This is a genomic window from Anaeromyxobacter oryzae (assembly GCF_023169945.1).
GTDB classification, from domain to species: Bacteria; Myxococcota; Myxococcia; order Myxococcales; family Anaeromyxobacteraceae; genus Anaeromyxobacter; species Anaeromyxobacter oryzae.
This window is the reverse complement of the sequence record NZ_AP025591.1, coordinates 3,843,977-3,859,580: the sequence shown is the minus strand read 5'-3', so window position 1 is coordinate 3,859,580 and position 15,604 is coordinate 3,843,977. Positions and strand designations below refer to the sequence as shown.

General features: G+C 72.9%; 11 protein-coding genes. 6 read left to right on the top strand and 5 right to left on the bottom strand.

Going from position 1 to position 15,604, the window contains the following annotated elements:
- Positions 1-79 precede the first annotated feature (79 nt).
- From AMOR_RS16825 to AMOR_RS16805, 5 genes are all read right to left on the bottom strand, one after another.
- Positions 80-2,764, bottom strand: coding sequence for a TIGR03960 family B12-binding radical SAM protein (locus tag AMOR_RS16825; protein WP_248352712.1), 2,685 nt, complete (start codon positions 2,762-2,764; stop codon positions 80-82).
- A 168-nt stretch (positions 2,765-2,932) separates the two neighbouring features.
- A complete protein-coding gene (locus AMOR_RS16820; protein WP_248352711.1) occupies positions 2,933-3,211 on the bottom strand; it encodes an acylphosphatase in 279 nt (92 codons plus the stop codon).
- Between the two features lie 80 nt (positions 3,212-3,291).
- Positions 3,292-5,355: an NAD-dependent DNA ligase LigA gene (gene ligA, locus AMOR_RS16815; protein WP_248352710.1), complete on the bottom strand. Its 2,064-nt coding sequence runs from the start codon at positions 5,353-5,355 to the stop codon at positions 3,292-3,294.
- A 48-nt stretch (positions 5,356-5,403) separates the two neighbouring features.
- A complete protein-coding gene (locus tag AMOR_RS29735; RefSeq protein WP_318653813.1) occupies positions 5,404-5,946 on the bottom strand; it encodes a type IV pilin protein in 543 nt (180 codons plus the stop codon).
- Positions 5,943-7,796 carry a hypothetical protein gene (locus tag AMOR_RS16805; protein ID WP_248352709.1) on the bottom strand — a complete coding sequence of 618 codons (1,854 nt, stop codon included), beginning with the start codon at positions 7,794-7,796 and terminating at the stop codon, positions 5,943-5,945. Before AMOR_RS16805 ends, AMOR_RS29735 begins: the two co-directional genes overlap by 4 nt.
- Positions 7,797-8,045: 249 nt before the next feature.
- Between AMOR_RS16805 and rho the strand changes: the two genes are divergently transcribed.
- From rho to gspD, 6 genes are all read left to right on the top strand, one after another.
- A complete protein-coding gene (gene rho / locus AMOR_RS16800) occupies positions 8,046-9,365 on the top strand; it encodes a transcription termination factor Rho (protein ID WP_248352708.1) in 1,320 nt (439 codons plus the stop codon).
- Between the two features lie 178 nt (positions 9,366-9,543).
- Positions 9,544-9,918 (top strand): 50S ribosomal protein L31, encoded by a 375-nt coding sequence (gene rpmE, locus AMOR_RS16795; RefSeq protein ID WP_248352707.1) that lies wholly within the window; start codon positions 9,544-9,546, stop codon positions 9,916-9,918.
- Between the two features lie 101 nt (positions 9,919-10,019).
- Positions 10,020-10,211, top strand: coding sequence for a hypothetical protein (locus AMOR_RS16790; RefSeq protein WP_248352706.1), 192 nt, complete (start codon positions 10,020-10,022; stop codon positions 10,209-10,211).
- 54 nt (positions 10,212-10,265) lie between these two features.
- The gene (locus AMOR_RS16785; protein ID WP_248352705.1) at positions 10,266-11,684 is read left to right on the top strand and encodes a sigma-54-dependent transcriptional regulator; all 1,419 of its coding nucleotides are present in this window, start codon (positions 10,266-10,268) and stop codon (positions 11,682-11,684) included.
- A 196-nt stretch (positions 11,685-11,880) separates the two neighbouring features.
- Positions 11,881-12,888 carry a type II secretion system protein GspC gene (gene gspC, locus AMOR_RS16780; RefSeq protein ID WP_248352704.1) on the top strand — a complete coding sequence of 336 codons (1,008 nt, stop codon included), beginning with the start codon at positions 11,881-11,883 and terminating at the stop codon, positions 12,886-12,888.
- Between the two features lie 22 nt (positions 12,889-12,910).
- Complete coding sequence (gene gspD, locus AMOR_RS16775) at positions 12,911-15,568, top strand: type II secretion system secretin GspD (RefSeq protein ID WP_248352703.1); 2,658 nt, start codon at positions 12,911-12,913, stop codon at positions 15,566-15,568.
- The last annotated feature ends 36 nt before the right edge of the window (positions 15,569-15,604 follow it).

Sequence of the window (15,604 nt, the reverse complement as noted above, 5' to 3'; positions counted from 1 at the left end):
GCTCACGCTCAAAGCTTCGCGTCTCCTCGCGCCCGGCGGCCGCGTCGTTCTCGCGGCACCAGCGGGGCGCGTCGTTCGTTCAGGCGTCGAGGTAGCGAGGCGCGCGGGGCTGGCCGCCGGGGCTCTGCCCGTTCCTCGCGAAGCTCACGCCTTCCTTCAGAACCTTCACTCCCTGGGGCGGGAGGCCCTCGCCGAAGATGGCCGCCAGCACCTCGGCTGGCTTGGCGCTTCCCGATGGATCCGCCCTCAAGCTGAACGCGACCGACCCCGGACCTTCCACGGCGAGGTGGGTCACGATTTCCTTCAAGTCTATCTCCCTTTCCTTCCTCACCGCGACCTTCTGGTTGCGGCCGCGGTGACGGCTCTTCGGGGGGGCCGCCCGGGTGACGAGCGCCCGGGTCGACGCCCGGAACGCGTCCACCCGCTCGGCCAGTGTCGCCTCGCTCCAGGTTTCGCCTGAGAATTCCACACGGTAATGCACGGCGCGCTGCGCCTCGGAGATGGACAGGGCCTGCGGGTCGAGCAGGACCGCCTCCTCCGCCCTGAGCCCCTCCGGGAGCTCCGGCACGAGCCGGGCCAGGACCTCGGCCGGGTCGGCGGGACCGACGAGCTCCAGGTCGAGGTACTCGCAGACGCTCTCGACGCCGACCGGGAGGGCCGGCCCGAACGAGACCCGCGGCTTCGGGTGGAAGCCCTGCGAGTACGCGACCGGCAGCCCCGCCCGGCGGATCGCCCGGAGCAGCGCGTGCATGGTCTCGAGGTGCGACAGCGCCACGAGCCGCCCGAGCTTGGTGTAGCGGACGCGGACGAACGTCCGGGTCGGCGGCTCCGGCGGGCGCGGGGGCGGCGGCGGCTCCGGCACGTAGTCCTTCGCGTCGTAGGTCCGGTTCTTCACGACGTCGTAGTCGCACGCGCCGCAGACGGTGCACGGGGCGAGCACGCAGTCGACGACCTCGGCGAGGTTCCGCGCGGCGGCGAGCTGCTTCTGGAGGTAGGCCTTCGTGACGCCGCAGTCGATCCGGTCCCACGGGAGGACCTCGTCGAGGCGGCGGCGGCGATGGGCGAACCAGTCGAGGCCGACGCCGTGCTCGCGCTCGCAGGCCTCGAACGCCGCGATCCAGCGGTCCTCGTCGAACCACTCCGTCCAGCCGTCGAGCCGCTGCCCCATGCGATAGGCGGCGAGCACGGCGGTGCCGACGCGCCGGTCGCCGAGCGCGAGCGCGCCCTCGATGGACGACTGCCGCGAGTCGTGCGGCTTGAACTGGATCGCGCCGTTCCGGCCGCCGAGGGCGGCGGTGATGAGCCCCTGCCGGCGCCGGGTCTCTTCGGGCGGGATCATCGGCTCCCACTGGAACGGCGTGAACGGCTTCGGGACGAAGGTCGACGCGCCGAGATGGATCGCCGCCGAGCCCTGACCCTTCGGGAGCGCGCGCCTCGCGGCCGCGAGGCTCTTCTTCGCGAGCTCCGCGATCGCGACGACGTCCTCGTCGCGCTCCTCGGGGAGGCCGATCATGAAGTAGAGCTTCAGGAGCGACCAGCCGTTCGAGAAGATCGACCCGACGGCGCGGAGCAGGTCCTCCTCGCGGTTCCCCTTGTTGATGACGGCGCGCATCCGCTCGGTCGCCGCCTCGGGCGCGAGCGTGAACCCCGTCTTCCGGATCCGCGCGATCTTCTTCGCGAGCGCGTCGCTCATCGTCTCCGTGCGGAGCGAAGGCAGGCTCATGGCGATCTTCTCGCCCTCCCAGCGCGCGAGGAAGTCGTCGAGGAGCCCGTTCAGCGGGGCGTAGTCGCCCGACGAGAGCGAGAGGAGCCCGACCTCCTCGTACCCGGACGCCTTCAGGCCGAGCTCGGCGAGGTGGAGCACCTGCTTCGGATCCCGCTGCCGCGTCGGCCGGGTGATCATGCCGACCTGGCAGAAGCGGCAGCCGCGGGTGCACCCGCGCTGGAGCTCGATGGGCAGGCGATCGTGGATCGTCTGCATGAACGGCACGAGCGGCCGCGTGTACGCCGTGGTGGGGAGCGCGTTCAGATCGGGCATCACCCGGCGCTCGACCTTCTCGTAGCCGGGGAGGAGCGGCTCGATCCGCGCGAGCGTGCGGGTCGCCGGGTCGTACACCGGCCGGAAGAGGGACGGCACGTAGACGCCCGGGATCCGCGCGAGCCGCTCGAGGAGCTCCCGCCGCGACGCCCCGCCCCGCCGGAAGCCGCTCGACGCCACCGCGTCCGAGATCTCGAGCGCGACCTCCTCGCCCTCGCCGACCGCGAAGCAGTCGAAGAAGTCCGCGACCGGCTCGGGGTTGTACGCGCACGGCCCGCCGCCGACGACGAGCGGGTCGTGATCGCCGCGGTCCCGGGCGAGGAGCGGGATCCCGGCGAGGTCCAGCATCGCGAGCGCGCTCGTGTACGCGAGCTCGAACTGGAGCGTGATCCCGAGCACGTCGAAGTCGCGGACGGCCGCGCGCGACTCGAGGGTGAAGAGCGGCAGCCCGCGCTCCCGGAGCATGCCCTCCATGTCCGGCCAGGGCAGGAACACCCGCTCGCACGCGACGTCGGGCCGGTCGTTCAAGAGGTGGTAGAGGAGCCGAAACCCGAGGTTCGACATCCCGACCTCGTACGTGTCGGGGAACGCCAGGGCGAAGCGGACCCGGACCGCTCGGAGGTCCTTCACGATCGCGCCGAACTCGGCGCCCACGTACCGGGAGGGCTTCTGGGCGCGCAGGACGAGGGCGTCGAGCGCGGACGCAGCAGGGAGCTCTGTCTTCATGGCCTCGCCGGGCCGCGGGTTCGAGCCGCGTGTCGCCCGCCGCTGTTCGTAACCACCGGATCCCGGAACGGAAACCGGCAGGGCCGGCGGGTGTACCACACCGCCTCACGCCGTCACAAGGCACGGGTGGAGGGTCCCGCCGATCCGGGGCCGACTCGCCAGGACGCGCTACCAGCGGATGGCGAACGGCGCCAGATCGCCCGCGTGCGCGACCCACGTGACGGTCACGTCGTCCACCTGCGCGGCGGGCGGGCCGCGGCGGCACCAGGCGACGAGCGCCTCCACGGCGGCGCGCTCGCCCTCCGCCTCGGCCTCGACCCGCCCGTCCGCGAGGTTCTTGACCCAGCCGTGGAGCCGGAGCCGGCGCGCCTCGTCGACGGTCGCCGCCCGAAAGGCGACCCCCTGCACGAGGCCGGAGACGACGATGCGGGCGCGGACGCGGTCCATGCCGCTCTGTTGCCCCGTTCACCGCCGGTCGTCAAGCGCGGCGGCGGCGCCCGGCCGGGCATCACCCCGCGCCGCGACACTCACCCGCGCAGGAGCCTCGCGAACTCCTCCTCGCCGACGACGCGGACCCCGAGCTCGGTCGCCTTCTTGAGCTTCGACCCCGCGTCCTCGCCGGCGACGACGAGGTCCGTCTTCCGCGACACGGAGCCGGACACCTTCCCGCCGCGCCGCTCGATCTCCGCCTTCGCGTCGTCGCGGCTCATCGAGGCGAGCGTGCCGGTGAGCACGACCGTCTTCCCCGCGAACGGCCCGCGGGCCTCGACCTGCTCCGGCGCGGGGTGGACGCCGGCCGCGAGGAGGCGCTCGACGACCCGGCGGTTCTGCGGCTCCCCGGTCCAGGCGCGGATCTCGCGCGCGGTCTCCGGGCCCACGTCGCGCACCGCGAGCAGCTCCTCCTCGCTCGCGTCCATGAAGCGCTCCACGGCGCCGAAGTGGCGGGCGAGGGTCGCCGCCGTCGCCTCGCCGACCTGCGGGATCCCGAGGGCGTGGAGCAGCCGCCGGAGCGTCGTGTCCTTCGAGCGGGCGAGGGCGTCCACGATGTTCTGCGCGCTCTTCTCCGGCAGCTCCGGCGCCTTCTCGCCCGGCTCGAGCTTCCGCGGGCGGCTGAACGCCCGCTGCCACGCCTCGAACGGCACGTCGTACAGATCCGCCACGTCGTGCACGAGCCGCTGCTCGACGAGAAACGCCGCGGTCCTCTCGCCGATCCCCTCGACGTCCATGGCGCGCCGCGACGCGAAGTGCATGAGCCGGCCGACGAGCTGGGCGGGGCACGCCGCGCCCGTGCAGCGCCACACCTTCTCCCCCTCCTCGCGCACCACCTTCGCGCCGCAGACCGGGCACGCCTCCGGGAACCGGAACTCCCGCTCCGCGCCGGTCCGGCGCTCGGGGAGGACCTTCACGACCTCGGGGATCACCTCGCCCGCGCGCCGCATCAGCACCCAGTCGCCGATCCGGACGTCCTTGCGGCGGAGCTCGTCCTCGTTGTGCAGCGTCGCGTTCGTCACCGTCGCGCCGGAGAGCTGCACCGGGTTCACCACCGCGACGGGGGTGAGCACGCCCGTCCGGCCCACCGACGCGAAGATGTCGACGACCTGGGTCGCCTCCTCCTGCGGCGGGTACTTGTAGGCCGCGGCCCACCGCGGGAACTTCGAGGCCGCGCCGAGGCGGCGGCGCCAGTCGAGGTCGTCCACCTTCACGACGATGCCGTCGGTGTCGTACGGCAGGCCGAAGCGGACCTCAGCCATCCGGTCGCGGTACGCCTTCACCTCGGCGATCCCGAGGCAGAGCCGGTTCTCCGGGTTCGTCTCGAAGCCGAGCGCGGCGAGCTCCTGGAGCTTCTGCCAGTGCGTCTTCCAGCGCCCGTCCTCGGGGACGAGCGCCTCGTAGGCGATGAAGGAGAGCGGGCGCCGCGCCGTGATCCGCCAGTCGAGCTGCCGGAGCGACCCCGCCGCGGCGTTCCGCGGGTTCGCGAACGGCTCGCCGCCGGCGCGGAGGAGCTGGCGGTTCATCGCCTCGAAGTGCGCCTTCTGCAGCAGGACCTCGCCGCGGACCTCGAGCCGCCGCGGCGCACCCGCGGCGAGGCGGTGCGGGATCCCGCGGTTCGCGCCGAGGCCGCCGATGGTCCGGAGGTTCGGGGTGACGTCCTCGCCCGTCGTGCCGTCGCCCCGCGTCGACCCGACCGCGAGCGCGCCGTCCTCGTAGACGAGCTCGACCGCGAGGCCGTCGAGCTTCGGCTCGACGACGTAGCGGACGGGCTCCTCGGGCGGGAGGCCGAGGTTCTTGTGGACGCGCGCGTCGAGCTCGTCGAGCTCCTCGTCGGTGCCGATGTTCCCGAGCGAGAGCATCGGCTCGCGGTGCCGGATCCTGGCGAACCGCTCCGAGGGTGCACCGCCCACGCGCTGGGTGGGCGAGTCGGGGGTGACGAGCTCCGGGTGCTCGGCCTCGAGCCCCTGGAGGTCCTTCATCAGCCGGTCGTACTCGGCGTCGGAGAGGACCGGACGGTCGAGGACGTAGTAGGCGTGATCCGCCTCGCGGATCCGGTCGCGCAGCGCGCGGGCACGCTCGGCGGGGGGTCGGGCCGGCATGCGCGCGAGGATGGCGTCGGGGCCGGCCCTCCGCAATCGGAAAAGCGGTCAGAAGGTGTCGGTGTCCTCCGCGCCGGGTTCGGGGTCCTCGCTGAACAGGCGGTACATGCCGCCGTCGCGGTGGTAGGTCATCGTCTTGATGCTCGGGACGTTGTCGCCGTCGAGATCGCCGGTGGCGGTGATGATGAGGTCCGCGGGCTTGTTGCCGGCCGGCTCATGCGTCACGAAGGAGTAGGAGTAGTACGTCGCGCCCATGATCTCCTCGCTGGAGCGGAACACGTCGGCCCAGCCGGTGTCGCGCCAGTTCGGGACCCGCTTCACCACGTCCAGCGTCGGCGGCTGGGGGCCGCCCGTCAGCTCCACCCCGTCCTTGTCCAGCAACGAACCGTGCTGGACGTAGTAGTCGCTCACGGCCTTGTGGATCCGCAGCATCAGCTCCGACCGTTCGGCGGTCTTCGAACGGAGGGTGAGCCGCTGGAACGTGGGGATCGCGACCGACGACAGGATGCTGATGATCGCCACGACGATCATGAGCTCGATGAGCGTGAAGCCCCGGCTGGCGGGACGACGGTGAAGCCTTCGAATGGTCATGGCTGCCTCCCAGGCGCGGGACGCGGGCGAAGCTCGAGGCTTCCGCCCGCGAGCTCCCGCACCTGATATCCCTCGGCCTCCTTCGCCGCCTTGAATCGCTCCACCTGGCCACGATCCGGCACGATTCCGCGAAGAGGCATGAGGAGCTGGGTGGTGGTCCCCGGCCCGCCGACGGTCAGCACCATTCCGTCCGGTGCCCCCGGGATGGTCTTGAGGCGCGCGACCGCCCGCTGGTGACTGGCGTAGCGGTAGCCGTGGTACCCGCCCGCGGCGACGAGCGCCAGCACGAGCATGATCCAGACTCCGTAGCGCCGGGGCTGCGTGTCCCGGGTGGCGGACACGCTGAGCACGCGCGTCTGCGCGGCCCGCGCGGACGGCCGCGGCGCTTCCTGCGCCACTGGGGCCGCCGGCGCGATCCGCTGCGCCGCCTCCGAGAAGTCGATCGCCTCCTTCACGAGCGCGTTCCGCACCGCCTCGAGCGAGGGGTGCAGCGCCTCCGGGGCGGTCCCGGCGAGCGCGGCGACCGCGGACAGCAGCGCGTCGATCTCCCCGAGGAACGCGTGCACCGCGCCCGCGTCGACGCGGCTCCCCCGCGGCGGCACGCTGGCGAGCGCCGCGCCGACTCGCACGCGCATCACCGCAGCACGCCGGATCGCCTCCGCGTCCACGGGCGGACGGCCGCCCGCGAGGATCTCGCGCTCGAGGTCGGAGAGCGCCGACGCGACGTGGGCGGCGACGGCACCGAGCCCCGCGACCTCCGCGCCGCCCGTGAGCGCCGCGACCAGGGCAGCCTCCGCCTCGGCCGAGCCCGGCGCGCTCGCGGGCCAGTCGGCGCCCGCCGCCGCCCCGGACGCTGGCGGCGGGGCGTAGAGGACGGGGGCGGAGGGCTCGATCGCCGCGATGGCCTCGTCCACCTCGACGTCGACCGGCCCGTCGGAGAGGAAGGGGTCGTCGCCCGGCACGCCGTCGAACAGGGCGGCGGTGTCCGGCGAGGTCCGCTCCGCTGCGCCGGCGTGGCGCCCCGTGGCAGGTGCTGGCGCCGGAGGCTGCGCAGCGGGCGCCGCAGGCGGAGGCGCAGGGGCGGCGGGCGGCACCGGGGCGGGGATGGCGGCGGCCCTGGGAGCGGGCTGCGGTGCGACCGGCACGGCCTTCGCGGCGGCGGGCGGCGCTGCCGCCGGTGGCCTCGCGCCCGCGGTCGCTGCGGCGGACACCCCCTGCGCGGCCGCCGGCCTCGCCGGACCGGCCGCGGCGGGCACCGCGGGCCGCGGCGCGCTCGCGGCGGGCGTCGGGGCCTTCTGCGGCGCTGCGGGCTTCGCCGCAGGCGCGGCCGGCGCAGCGGCGGGACGCGCCGAGGCCGCGGGCGCAGCGGCGGCCTTCGCCGCGGTGGGGGCGGGCGCGGGACGCCCGGCGGCTGCGGTCGGAGCCGCAGGCTTCGGCGCCGCCGCAGCGGGAGCCGCCCCGGCCGGAGCCGGCGCCGCGGCGCGAGGCGCCGGCGCGACCGAGATCTGCCGCTCGACCGCGACGAGCACCGCGTCCGGCCGGCCGTCCCAGCGCGCCGTCTCGATCCCGAGCGCGCGGAGCGACGGCTCCGCGGCGGCGTGCACCTCCGGGACCCCCGCGACGATCCTGAGCCCGCCCGCCCGCACGAGCTGCTCGATTCCCGGGCGCGACGCGTCGCCGACGTACTCGATGACGACGAGCCCGCCCGGCCCGCCGCAGAGCGCGAGCGCCTGCCCGGCGTCCGCCGCGATCCGCGGACGCACGCCGACCCGCGCAGTCAGGGGCGCCAGCAGGGCGACCGCGAAGTTCTTCGTGCCCGCGACGACGGCATCGGTCGGTGGATTCGTCATGGTGTGCTGGCGCCGCCTCCCGCGACGTTCACGCCATGTTACCCCGTCGGAGCATCCATCCCCGAGGGTCCTCTCCACCCGCGTTCATGGCACAACGACGGGCACACCCGGGGCGGATGTGTGCCGTTGACACCTCGGAATCGACCGCTTACGTTTGCCCCCTCTCCTCGGCCTCTTCCCGAGTCCGTCCGCAGGTTCCTGCCGGTCACGCCCGCCCCCCGGGCGACCTCGTTTCCAGAGAGTCCCGACATGCCCGCCGCCGCACCGACACCCGCGCCCGCCTCGTCGAGCCTCACGGAGCTGAAGCACATGAAGGTGGCCGAGCTCGCGCGCATGGCGCGGGAGCTCAACGTCGAGGCCGCCGGCGCGATGAAGAAGCAGGACCTCATCTTCGCGATCCTGCAGGCGCAGTCGAAGGCGGCGGAGGCGGCGAAGGAGGAGATGGAGGTCGGCGGCGAGGGCACGCTCGAGGTCCTCCCCGACGGTTTCGGGTTCCTCCGCAGCCCGGACTTCTCGTACCTGCCCGGCCCCGACGACATCTACGTCTCGCCGTCGCAGATCCGCAGGTTCAACCTCCGCACCGGCGACACCGTCCGCGGCACCGTCCGGCAGCCGAAGGAGGGCGAGCGGTACTTCGCGCTCCTCAAGGTCGACTCGATCAACGGCCAGCCGCCCGAGGAGAACCAGGCGAAGGTCCTCTTCGACAACCTCACGCCGCTCTACCCCACCGAGCGCCTCACCCTCGAGCACGACCCCGCCGAGATGACGACGCGCGTGGTGGACCTCTTCTCGCCGATCGGGAAGGGCCAGCGCTGCCTCATCGTGTCGCCGCCGCGCGCCGGCAAGACGGTCCTGCTCCAGAACATCGCGCACGCGGTCACGACCAATCACCCCGAGTGCACCCTCATCGTGCTGCTCATCGACGAGCGGCCCGAGGAGGTCACCGACATGGAGCGGACGGTGAAGGGCGAGGTGGTCGCCTCGACCTTCGACGAGCCCGCGACGCGCCACGTGCAGGTGGCGGAGATGGTGATCGAGAAGGCGCGGCGCCTCGTCGAGCACAAGAAGGACGTGGTGATCCTGCTCGACTCGATCACCCGCCTCGCCCGCGCCTACAACTCGACGGTGCCCCCGTCCGGCAAGATCCTCTCGGGCGGCGTCGACTCGAACGCGCTCCACAAGCCGAAGCGCTTCTTCGGCGCGGCGCGCAACATCGAGGAGGGCGGCTCGCTCACGATCATCGGCACCGCGCTGGTCGACACCGGCAGCCGCATGGACGAGGTCATCTTCGAGGAGTTCAAGGGCACCGGGAACTCCGAGATCGTGCTCGACCGCAAGCTGATGGAGAAGCGCATCTTCCCGTGCATGGACATCGGGAAGAGCGGCACGCGCAAGGAGGAGCTGCTCCTCCCCGCCGACTGGCTGTCGAAGATCTACATCCTCCGCCAGACGATCCTGAACGGGCTCGACAACGTCGAGGCGATGAAGTTCATCCTCGACAAGTTCCGCCAGGTGAAGAACCACGACGAGTTCTTCGCGATGATGGTGGGCGGCGGCGGGAAGAAGTAGGCGGGCCGAGGACCCCTCGGGCGGCACGGCGCGGTCTTCAAGCCCCTCGGGGCGGCCGCCGGGGCCCGCCCGCCGCCGTCCTTGACCTATCCCCGCGATCCGATTAGATCCCGCGACTCCCATCAACGGGGCCCGGACCATCGCCGACCTACGCGATGCAAGCGGCCCAGAGGCGAACATGAAGGAAGCCATCCACCCCGACTACAAGCCGGCCAAGGTCGTCTGCGCCTGCGGGAACGTCATCGAGACCCGCTCGGTGCGCGGCGACTTCCACATCGAGATCTGCGCCGCCTGCCACCCGTTCTTCACCGGCAAGCAGAAGATCATGGACACCGCCGGCCGCATCGAGAAGTTCAAGACGCGCTACGCCGCGACGCCGGCGAAGGCCGAGGCCGCCGCGAAGGCCGCTCCGGCCGCCGCGCCGAAGAAGGCCGCCGCCGAGGCTCCGAAGGAGAACCGCGCCGCGAAGCGCGCCAAGGCCGGCAAGTCGAAGGCGAAGCCCGAGGCCGCGCCGGCCGAGGCCGCCGCGCCCGCCGAGGCCAAGCCGGAGTAGAAGATCCCGCACCCGCGCGGATGGAGAGCGGCGCCCTGCCCGGGCGCCGTTCGCTTTTTCGGCCCCTTGTCATCCCCCGGCCGGTGGTCTACTGACGGCCCATGTCCGCGCTGGAGCCGCGGCCGCGCCCGTCGAGGCGCGGCCTCACCGAGTACCTGCTCCTCGTCGGGTTCCTCGTGCTCGCCTGCGCGGGCGCCGTCGCGCTCTTCGGGGACGAGATCCGCGCCGCCTTCGGCGTGCGGCCGCTGCCGGGCGCGACCGCGAACCGCGGTCCGGGCGCCCCCGCGCGCTGACCGCCGCGAGCAGCACGGCCGGCGCGCGGTGCGCCGCCGGTGTATCCTCCCGGCGTGAGCCCGCTCGTCCTCATCGTCGACGACGAGAGCCCGAACCTCGAGTCGCTCGGGAAGATCTTCGAGCGCGAGGGCTGGCGCGTCGCGCTCGCGTCGTCCGGCCCCGCGGCGCTCGACGTGCTCCGCCGCGAGCCGGTCGCGGTCGTCGTCACCGACCTCATGATGCCCGGGATGAGCGGCGAGGAGCTGCTCCGCGCCGTGAAGACGCTCTCGCCGGAGACCGAGGTCGTGCTCATGACCGCGTACGGGACGGTCGAGACCGCGGTCTCCGCGATGAAGGAGGGCGCGTACGACTTCATCACGAAGCCGGTGAAGCGCCACGCCATCGTGAAGTCCGTCCGGCAGGCGCTGGAGAAGGTGTCGCTCGTGGCGGAGAACCGCGCGCTGCGCGCCCGCCTCGCCGAGCTCGCCCCGGCGGGAGAGGGCCCGCTCATCGGCGACGCGCCCGCGTTCCGCGCCGTGCTCGACACCCTGAGACAGGCGGCGCCGACCTCCGCGACGGTGCTCCTCACCGGCGAGAGCGGCACCGGCAAGGAGCTCGCGGCGCGGCTCGTCCACGATCTCTCGCCGCGCGCCGCCGGGCCGTTCGTGCCGATCAACTGCGCGGCGATCCCGGAGAGCCTCCTCGAGTCCGAGCTCTTCGGCCACGAGAAGGGCGCCTTCACGGGCGCGGTCGCGCGCAAGGAGGGGCGCTTCGAGCGCGCCGCGCGCGGGACCCTGTTCCTCGACGAGGTGGGCGAGATGTCGCCCACCGTCCAGGTGAAGCTGCTCCGCTTCCTGCAGGACGGCGTGCTCGAGCGCGTCGGCGGGACGGAGCCGGTGCGGGTGGACGTCCGGATCGTCGCGGCGACGAACAAGGACCTCGCCGCGGAGGTGAAGGCGGGGCGGTTCCGCGAGGACCTCTTCTACCGGCTCGACGTCGTCTCCGTCCGGCTGCCGCCGCTCCGGGAGCGGCGCGAGGACGTGGCCCTCCTCGCGCACGCGTTCCTCCGGCGCTTCACCGGGAAGCACGGGAAGGCCGGCGTCGCGGGGTTCACGCCCGCGGCGCTCGCCGCGCTCGAGCGGTACGGCTGGCCCGGGAACGTCCGCGAGCTGCAGCACGCGGTCGAGCGCGGCGTCATCCTCACGCGCGGTGAATCCGTCGACGCGGGCGATCTCCCCGAGGCGATCCGCGCCGCCGCGCCGGCGCCCGGCGCCACGCCCGCCGCCGCGGGCCCACCCGCGCTGTCGGTCCCGCTCGGCACGCCCATGGAGGAGATCGAGCGGCTCGTGATCCGCGAGACGCTCCGCCAGACGAGGGGCGACAAGAACCTCGCCGCGCAGATCCTCGGGATCGCCCCACGGACGATCTACCGGAAGCTCGACCGCGACGAGGAGGGCCGGCTCGTCGAGCGGCCGCCCGACGGCGGCGAGTAGCCGCCGGCGCCTGCCAATTTGGCGTCCCGCCGGTACCGTCGCGGGCGCGATTGCCAGAATGTCAGCTAAGCCGGCCCGCCGCCCGGCCGGGTGCCCGCAGGCCCGGGATTTCGCCCTGTTCGCGGGGGGTTCAACGAGCAGCCCGGTCCACCTCTGTGGCACGTCGGTTGCTCACTCCCCGGCCCGGGCGCCCCTCATGCTCGACCTCTTCTTCCGCAAGTACGCCTGGACCGCGAACCTCGCGCTCATCTTCGCGGCCGCATGGCTGTCGGCCAAGACCGTGAACACGCTCGTCGGCGCGGTGATCCGGCCGAGGCCGGCGGTGGACCTGAACCTCGCGTCGGTCCCCCCGCCGCGCCCGGCGCTGCCGGCGGCGATCGACGAGGCGAAGCTGTTCCACCTGATCGGCCAGGAGCCGCCCAAGGTCGCCACCGGCCCGGAGGACAGCGGTGTTCCGCCGGCGCCGCAGAACTGCCAGGACCCGCGCGCCGCGCCCACGAAGTCGTCGCTCCGCCTTCAGCTCGTCGCGACGGTGATCGCCGAGCGGCCGCGGTTCTCGCTCGCGAGCATCGCCGACCCGTCGACCCGCCAGACGATGGTGGTGGGCGTCGGCGATCAGGTCGCGCCGGGCGCGGAGCTCCTCGCCGTCGAGCGCGTGAAGGACGACAACGACGCGACCGGCAACGCGTTCAAGGTGGTCGCCGTGGTCTGCAACGGCGGCACGAAGGAGTACCTCGACTATGAGGGCGGCACCGGGATGGGCGGGGGCGAGGCGCTGGCGTCCGCCGGCAACATCGGCCGCGCGCCGGTCCCGGCGCCGGGCGCGCCCGCGATGCCCCCGCCGGGCGGGGGGATGGAGGGCATCCGCGCGACCGGCAAGAACCAGTACGACATCGATCGCGGCGTGATCGAGCGGACGCTCGGCGATCTCAACACCATCGCGACGCAGGCCCGGATCGTCCCCTCGTTCAAGAACGGCGTCGCGAACGGATTCAAGCTCTTCTCGATCCAGCCCGGCTCGCTCTACTCCTCGATCGGCATCGAGAACGGCGACGTCATCCAGCGCATCAACGGCTACGAGATCAACTCGCCGGAGAAGGCGCTCGAGCTGTACCAGAAGCTCCGCGAGGCGGGCCACGTGACGATCGAGGTGGAGCGCCAGGGTCAGGTCGTCAAGAAGGAGTACAACATCACCGGGCCGTAGGTCCGGTGGCCGAAGGGACGCCATGAAGACGCTCCTCGCCGCCTTCCTCCTCGCTCCGGCCATCGCGCTCGCGCAGGTGCCGCTGCGGCCTCCGGGCCCGCAGCCTCAGCCTCAGCCGCAGCGTCCGATGGTCCGGCCGACGACGCCGGTCGCGCCGCCCCAGGGCGGCGCGCCGACGTCTCCGACCGCGCCCGGCGCGCGCCCCGGCGGCGCGGCCCCGGCGACGCAGCGCCCGGCGACCCAGCCCGGCGAGGGCACCGTCCGCGCGACCGATCAGAAGTGCGTCCCGCTCCAGGGGCGCTTCATGCTGACGTTCAACAAGGCGGACATCGTCGACGTGCTCGAGCAGGCGAGCCGGTGGACGTGCCGGAACTTCGTCTACACGGAGGACGTGGCGCGCGGGAAGATCACGCTCCTCTCGAAGACGCCGGTCACCGCCGACGAGGCCTACGCAGCGTTCCTCGCCGCGCTCAACGCGAACAACATCGCGGTGTACGCCACCGGCCGGTACTACAAGCTCATCCGCAACGCGGACGCCAAGAAGAACCCGATCCCGACCTACACGGGGGCCGACGCGGGCACGCCCGCGAACGAGCAGCCGCTCACGAAGATCATCAAGCTGCAGTACGCCGACGCCGACCAGCTCCGCGGGATCCTCGGCAACTTCATCTCGCCGCAAGGCGCGGACATCCAGTCGATCCCGCCCGACACGCTCGTCATCACCGACATCGGCCTGAACCTCCGCCGCCTCGAGAAGATCATCGACGCGGTCGACAAGGCCGGCGCCGGCGACATGGTCCGCATCGTCCAGATCCGCTACGCCTCGGCGAAGGACATCGCGGACAAGCTGAACCAGATCTTCCAGGCGCAGGGGGGCGCCCCGGGCCGGAAGACCCGCGCGATGCTCTCGGCGCCGGGCGCCGCGCCGGGGCCCGTGCGCCCGGGCCCGGTCGTCACGCCGGCCCCCGCTCCCGGCGGCGGCCCGGTCGAGGTCTCCGTCTCGAAGATCCTGCCCGACGACCGCACCAACAAGCTCGTCATCATCGCCGACGACAAGAGCTTCCAGCGGATCATGGATCTCATCGAGCAGCTCGACGTCCCGACGAGCGCCGACGGCGGGATCCACGTCGTCTTCCTGAAGAACGCGAACGCCGAGGACCTCGCGCAGACGCTCTCGAACCTGGCGCAGGGCCAGGCGAAGAAGCCCGGCGCCCCGGGCGCCGCCCCCGGCGCGATGCGGCCCGGCGTCGTGCCCGGCCAGCCCGCACCGGCCGCGCCCGCGGCGCCCGGCGTCGAGACCGCCGAGCTCTTCGCGGGCGAGGTGAAGATCACCGCGGACAAGACACAGAACGCGCTCCTCATCCAGGCGAGCGGCTCGGACTTCGCCTCCATCCAGCGCCTCATCGACAAGCTCGACCGGCCGCGGCGGCAGGTGTTCGTCGAGGCGGTGATCATGGAGGTGAACCTCCGCGACCAGCTGCACTTCGGCGTCGGCGCTCACGCCGCGACCACCTTCAAGTACAAGGGCGAGAACGGCGTCCTCCCCATCGCCTCCGAGCCGGGCAGCGTGTCGTCGCTGAACCTCAGCAACGTCGTCTCCCTCGGCGGGTTCCTCACCGGGTTCGTCGGCCCGGTCTCCGCCGAGCTCAAGGACCTCGGTCTCAACCTCCCCTCGATCGGCGTCCTGGTGCAGGCGCTCCAGTCGAACTCGGACGTGAACGTCCTCTCGACGCCGCACATCGTGGCGACGGACAACGAGGACTCCGAGATCACCGTCGGCCAGAACGTGCCGTTCCAGGCCGGGTTCGCGCCGCAGGGGCTCTCGAACCTCCTCTCCGGCGGCACGACGACGGCGGGGACGCAGACCGCGGTCGGCAGCGCGCTCGGTCTCGGCGGCCTGTCGTCGCTCTACGCGCCGATCCAGCGCCAGAACGTGGAGCTCCGCCTCAAGATCAAGCCGCAGATCAACGAGGGCGGGAACGTCCGGCTCACCATCGAGGAGCAGACGGAGGAGATCGCCAGCTCCGATCCCCAGCTCGGCCCCACCACCGCCAAGCGCAGCGTGAAGACGCAGATCGTCGCGAAGGACCAGAGCACGATCGTGCTCGGCGGCATGTACCAGGAGCGCAACCTCAAGAGCGTCAGCAAGATCCCGTTCCTCGGGAGCCTGCCCGTGATCGGCTGGCTGTTCCGGGACACCACGACCACCAAGCAGAAGACCAACCTGCTCCTCTTCCTCACGCCGTACATCATCCGTGACGAGAGCGACTACCGGCGCATCTACGAGAAGAAGCGCAAGGAGCAGCAGGAGTTCATGGAGCAGTTCTACGGGCGCCAGTCCGGCTTCCAGGTGGACGTCGACTTCTCGCGCAAGGCGGGGCCGTACTCGCGCCTCCACCGCGGCGTCGAGGAGGAGTCGCGCAAGCTCGAGAACGGTGGGCGCGGGCTCCCGGGCGAGGGCGTGACGACGCCGCCGGGCGCGCCGCGCCCGGGCGAGGCGCCCGCGGGGCAGCCGCCGCTCTCGCCGCGGCCGCCGGCCTCCCCCGCGCCGGACGAGGGGACGCCCGTCGATCGCCTCGAGGTCCAGCCGGACGTGCCGGAGCCCGGGACGCCGCCGCCGGCCCGGCCGCCCGCGGAGCCGCAGCCGCAGCCGCCCGGGGCGCAGCAGCCGACGCAGTAGGGATGACCGGGCGCCGCCCGGCCGTTCCACGGAATC

Coding starts and splice junctions, on each gene's coding strand:
- AMOR_RS16805 (WP_248352709.1), bottom strand. CDS start 7,796: ATGACGAATCCACCGACCGATGCCGTCGTCGCGGGCACGAAGAACTTC.
- gspC (WP_248352704.1), top strand. CDS start 11,881: ATGCTCGACCTCTTCTTCCGCAAGTACGCCTGGACCGCGAACCTCGCG.
- AMOR_RS16790 (WP_248352706.1), top strand. CDS start 10,020: ATGTCCGCGCTGGAGCCGCGGCCGCGCCCGTCGAGGCGCGGCCTCACC.
- ligA (WP_248352710.1), bottom strand. CDS start 5,355: ATGCCGGCCCGACCCCCCGCCGAGCGTGCCCGCGCGCTGCGCGACCGG.
- gspD (WP_248352703.1), top strand. CDS start 12,911: ATGAAGACGCTCCTCGCCGCCTTCCTCCTCGCTCCGGCCATCGCGCTC.
- AMOR_RS16820 (WP_248352711.1), bottom strand. CDS start 3,211: ATGGACCGCGTCCGCGCCCGCATCGTCGTCTCCGGCCTCGTGCAGGGG.
- AMOR_RS29735 (WP_318653813.1), bottom strand. CDS start 5,946: ATGACCATTCGAAGGCTTCACCGTCGTCCCGCCAGCCGGGGCTTCACG.
- AMOR_RS16825 (WP_248352712.1), bottom strand. CDS start 2,764: ATGAAGACAGAGCTCCCTGCTGCGTCCGCGCTCGACGCCCTCGTCCTG.
- rpmE (WP_248352707.1), top strand. CDS start 9,544: ATGAAGGAAGCCATCCACCCCGACTACAAGCCGGCCAAGGTCGTCTGC.
- rho (WP_248352708.1), top strand. CDS start 8,046: ATGCCCGCCGCCGCACCGACACCCGCGCCCGCCTCGTCGAGCCTCACG.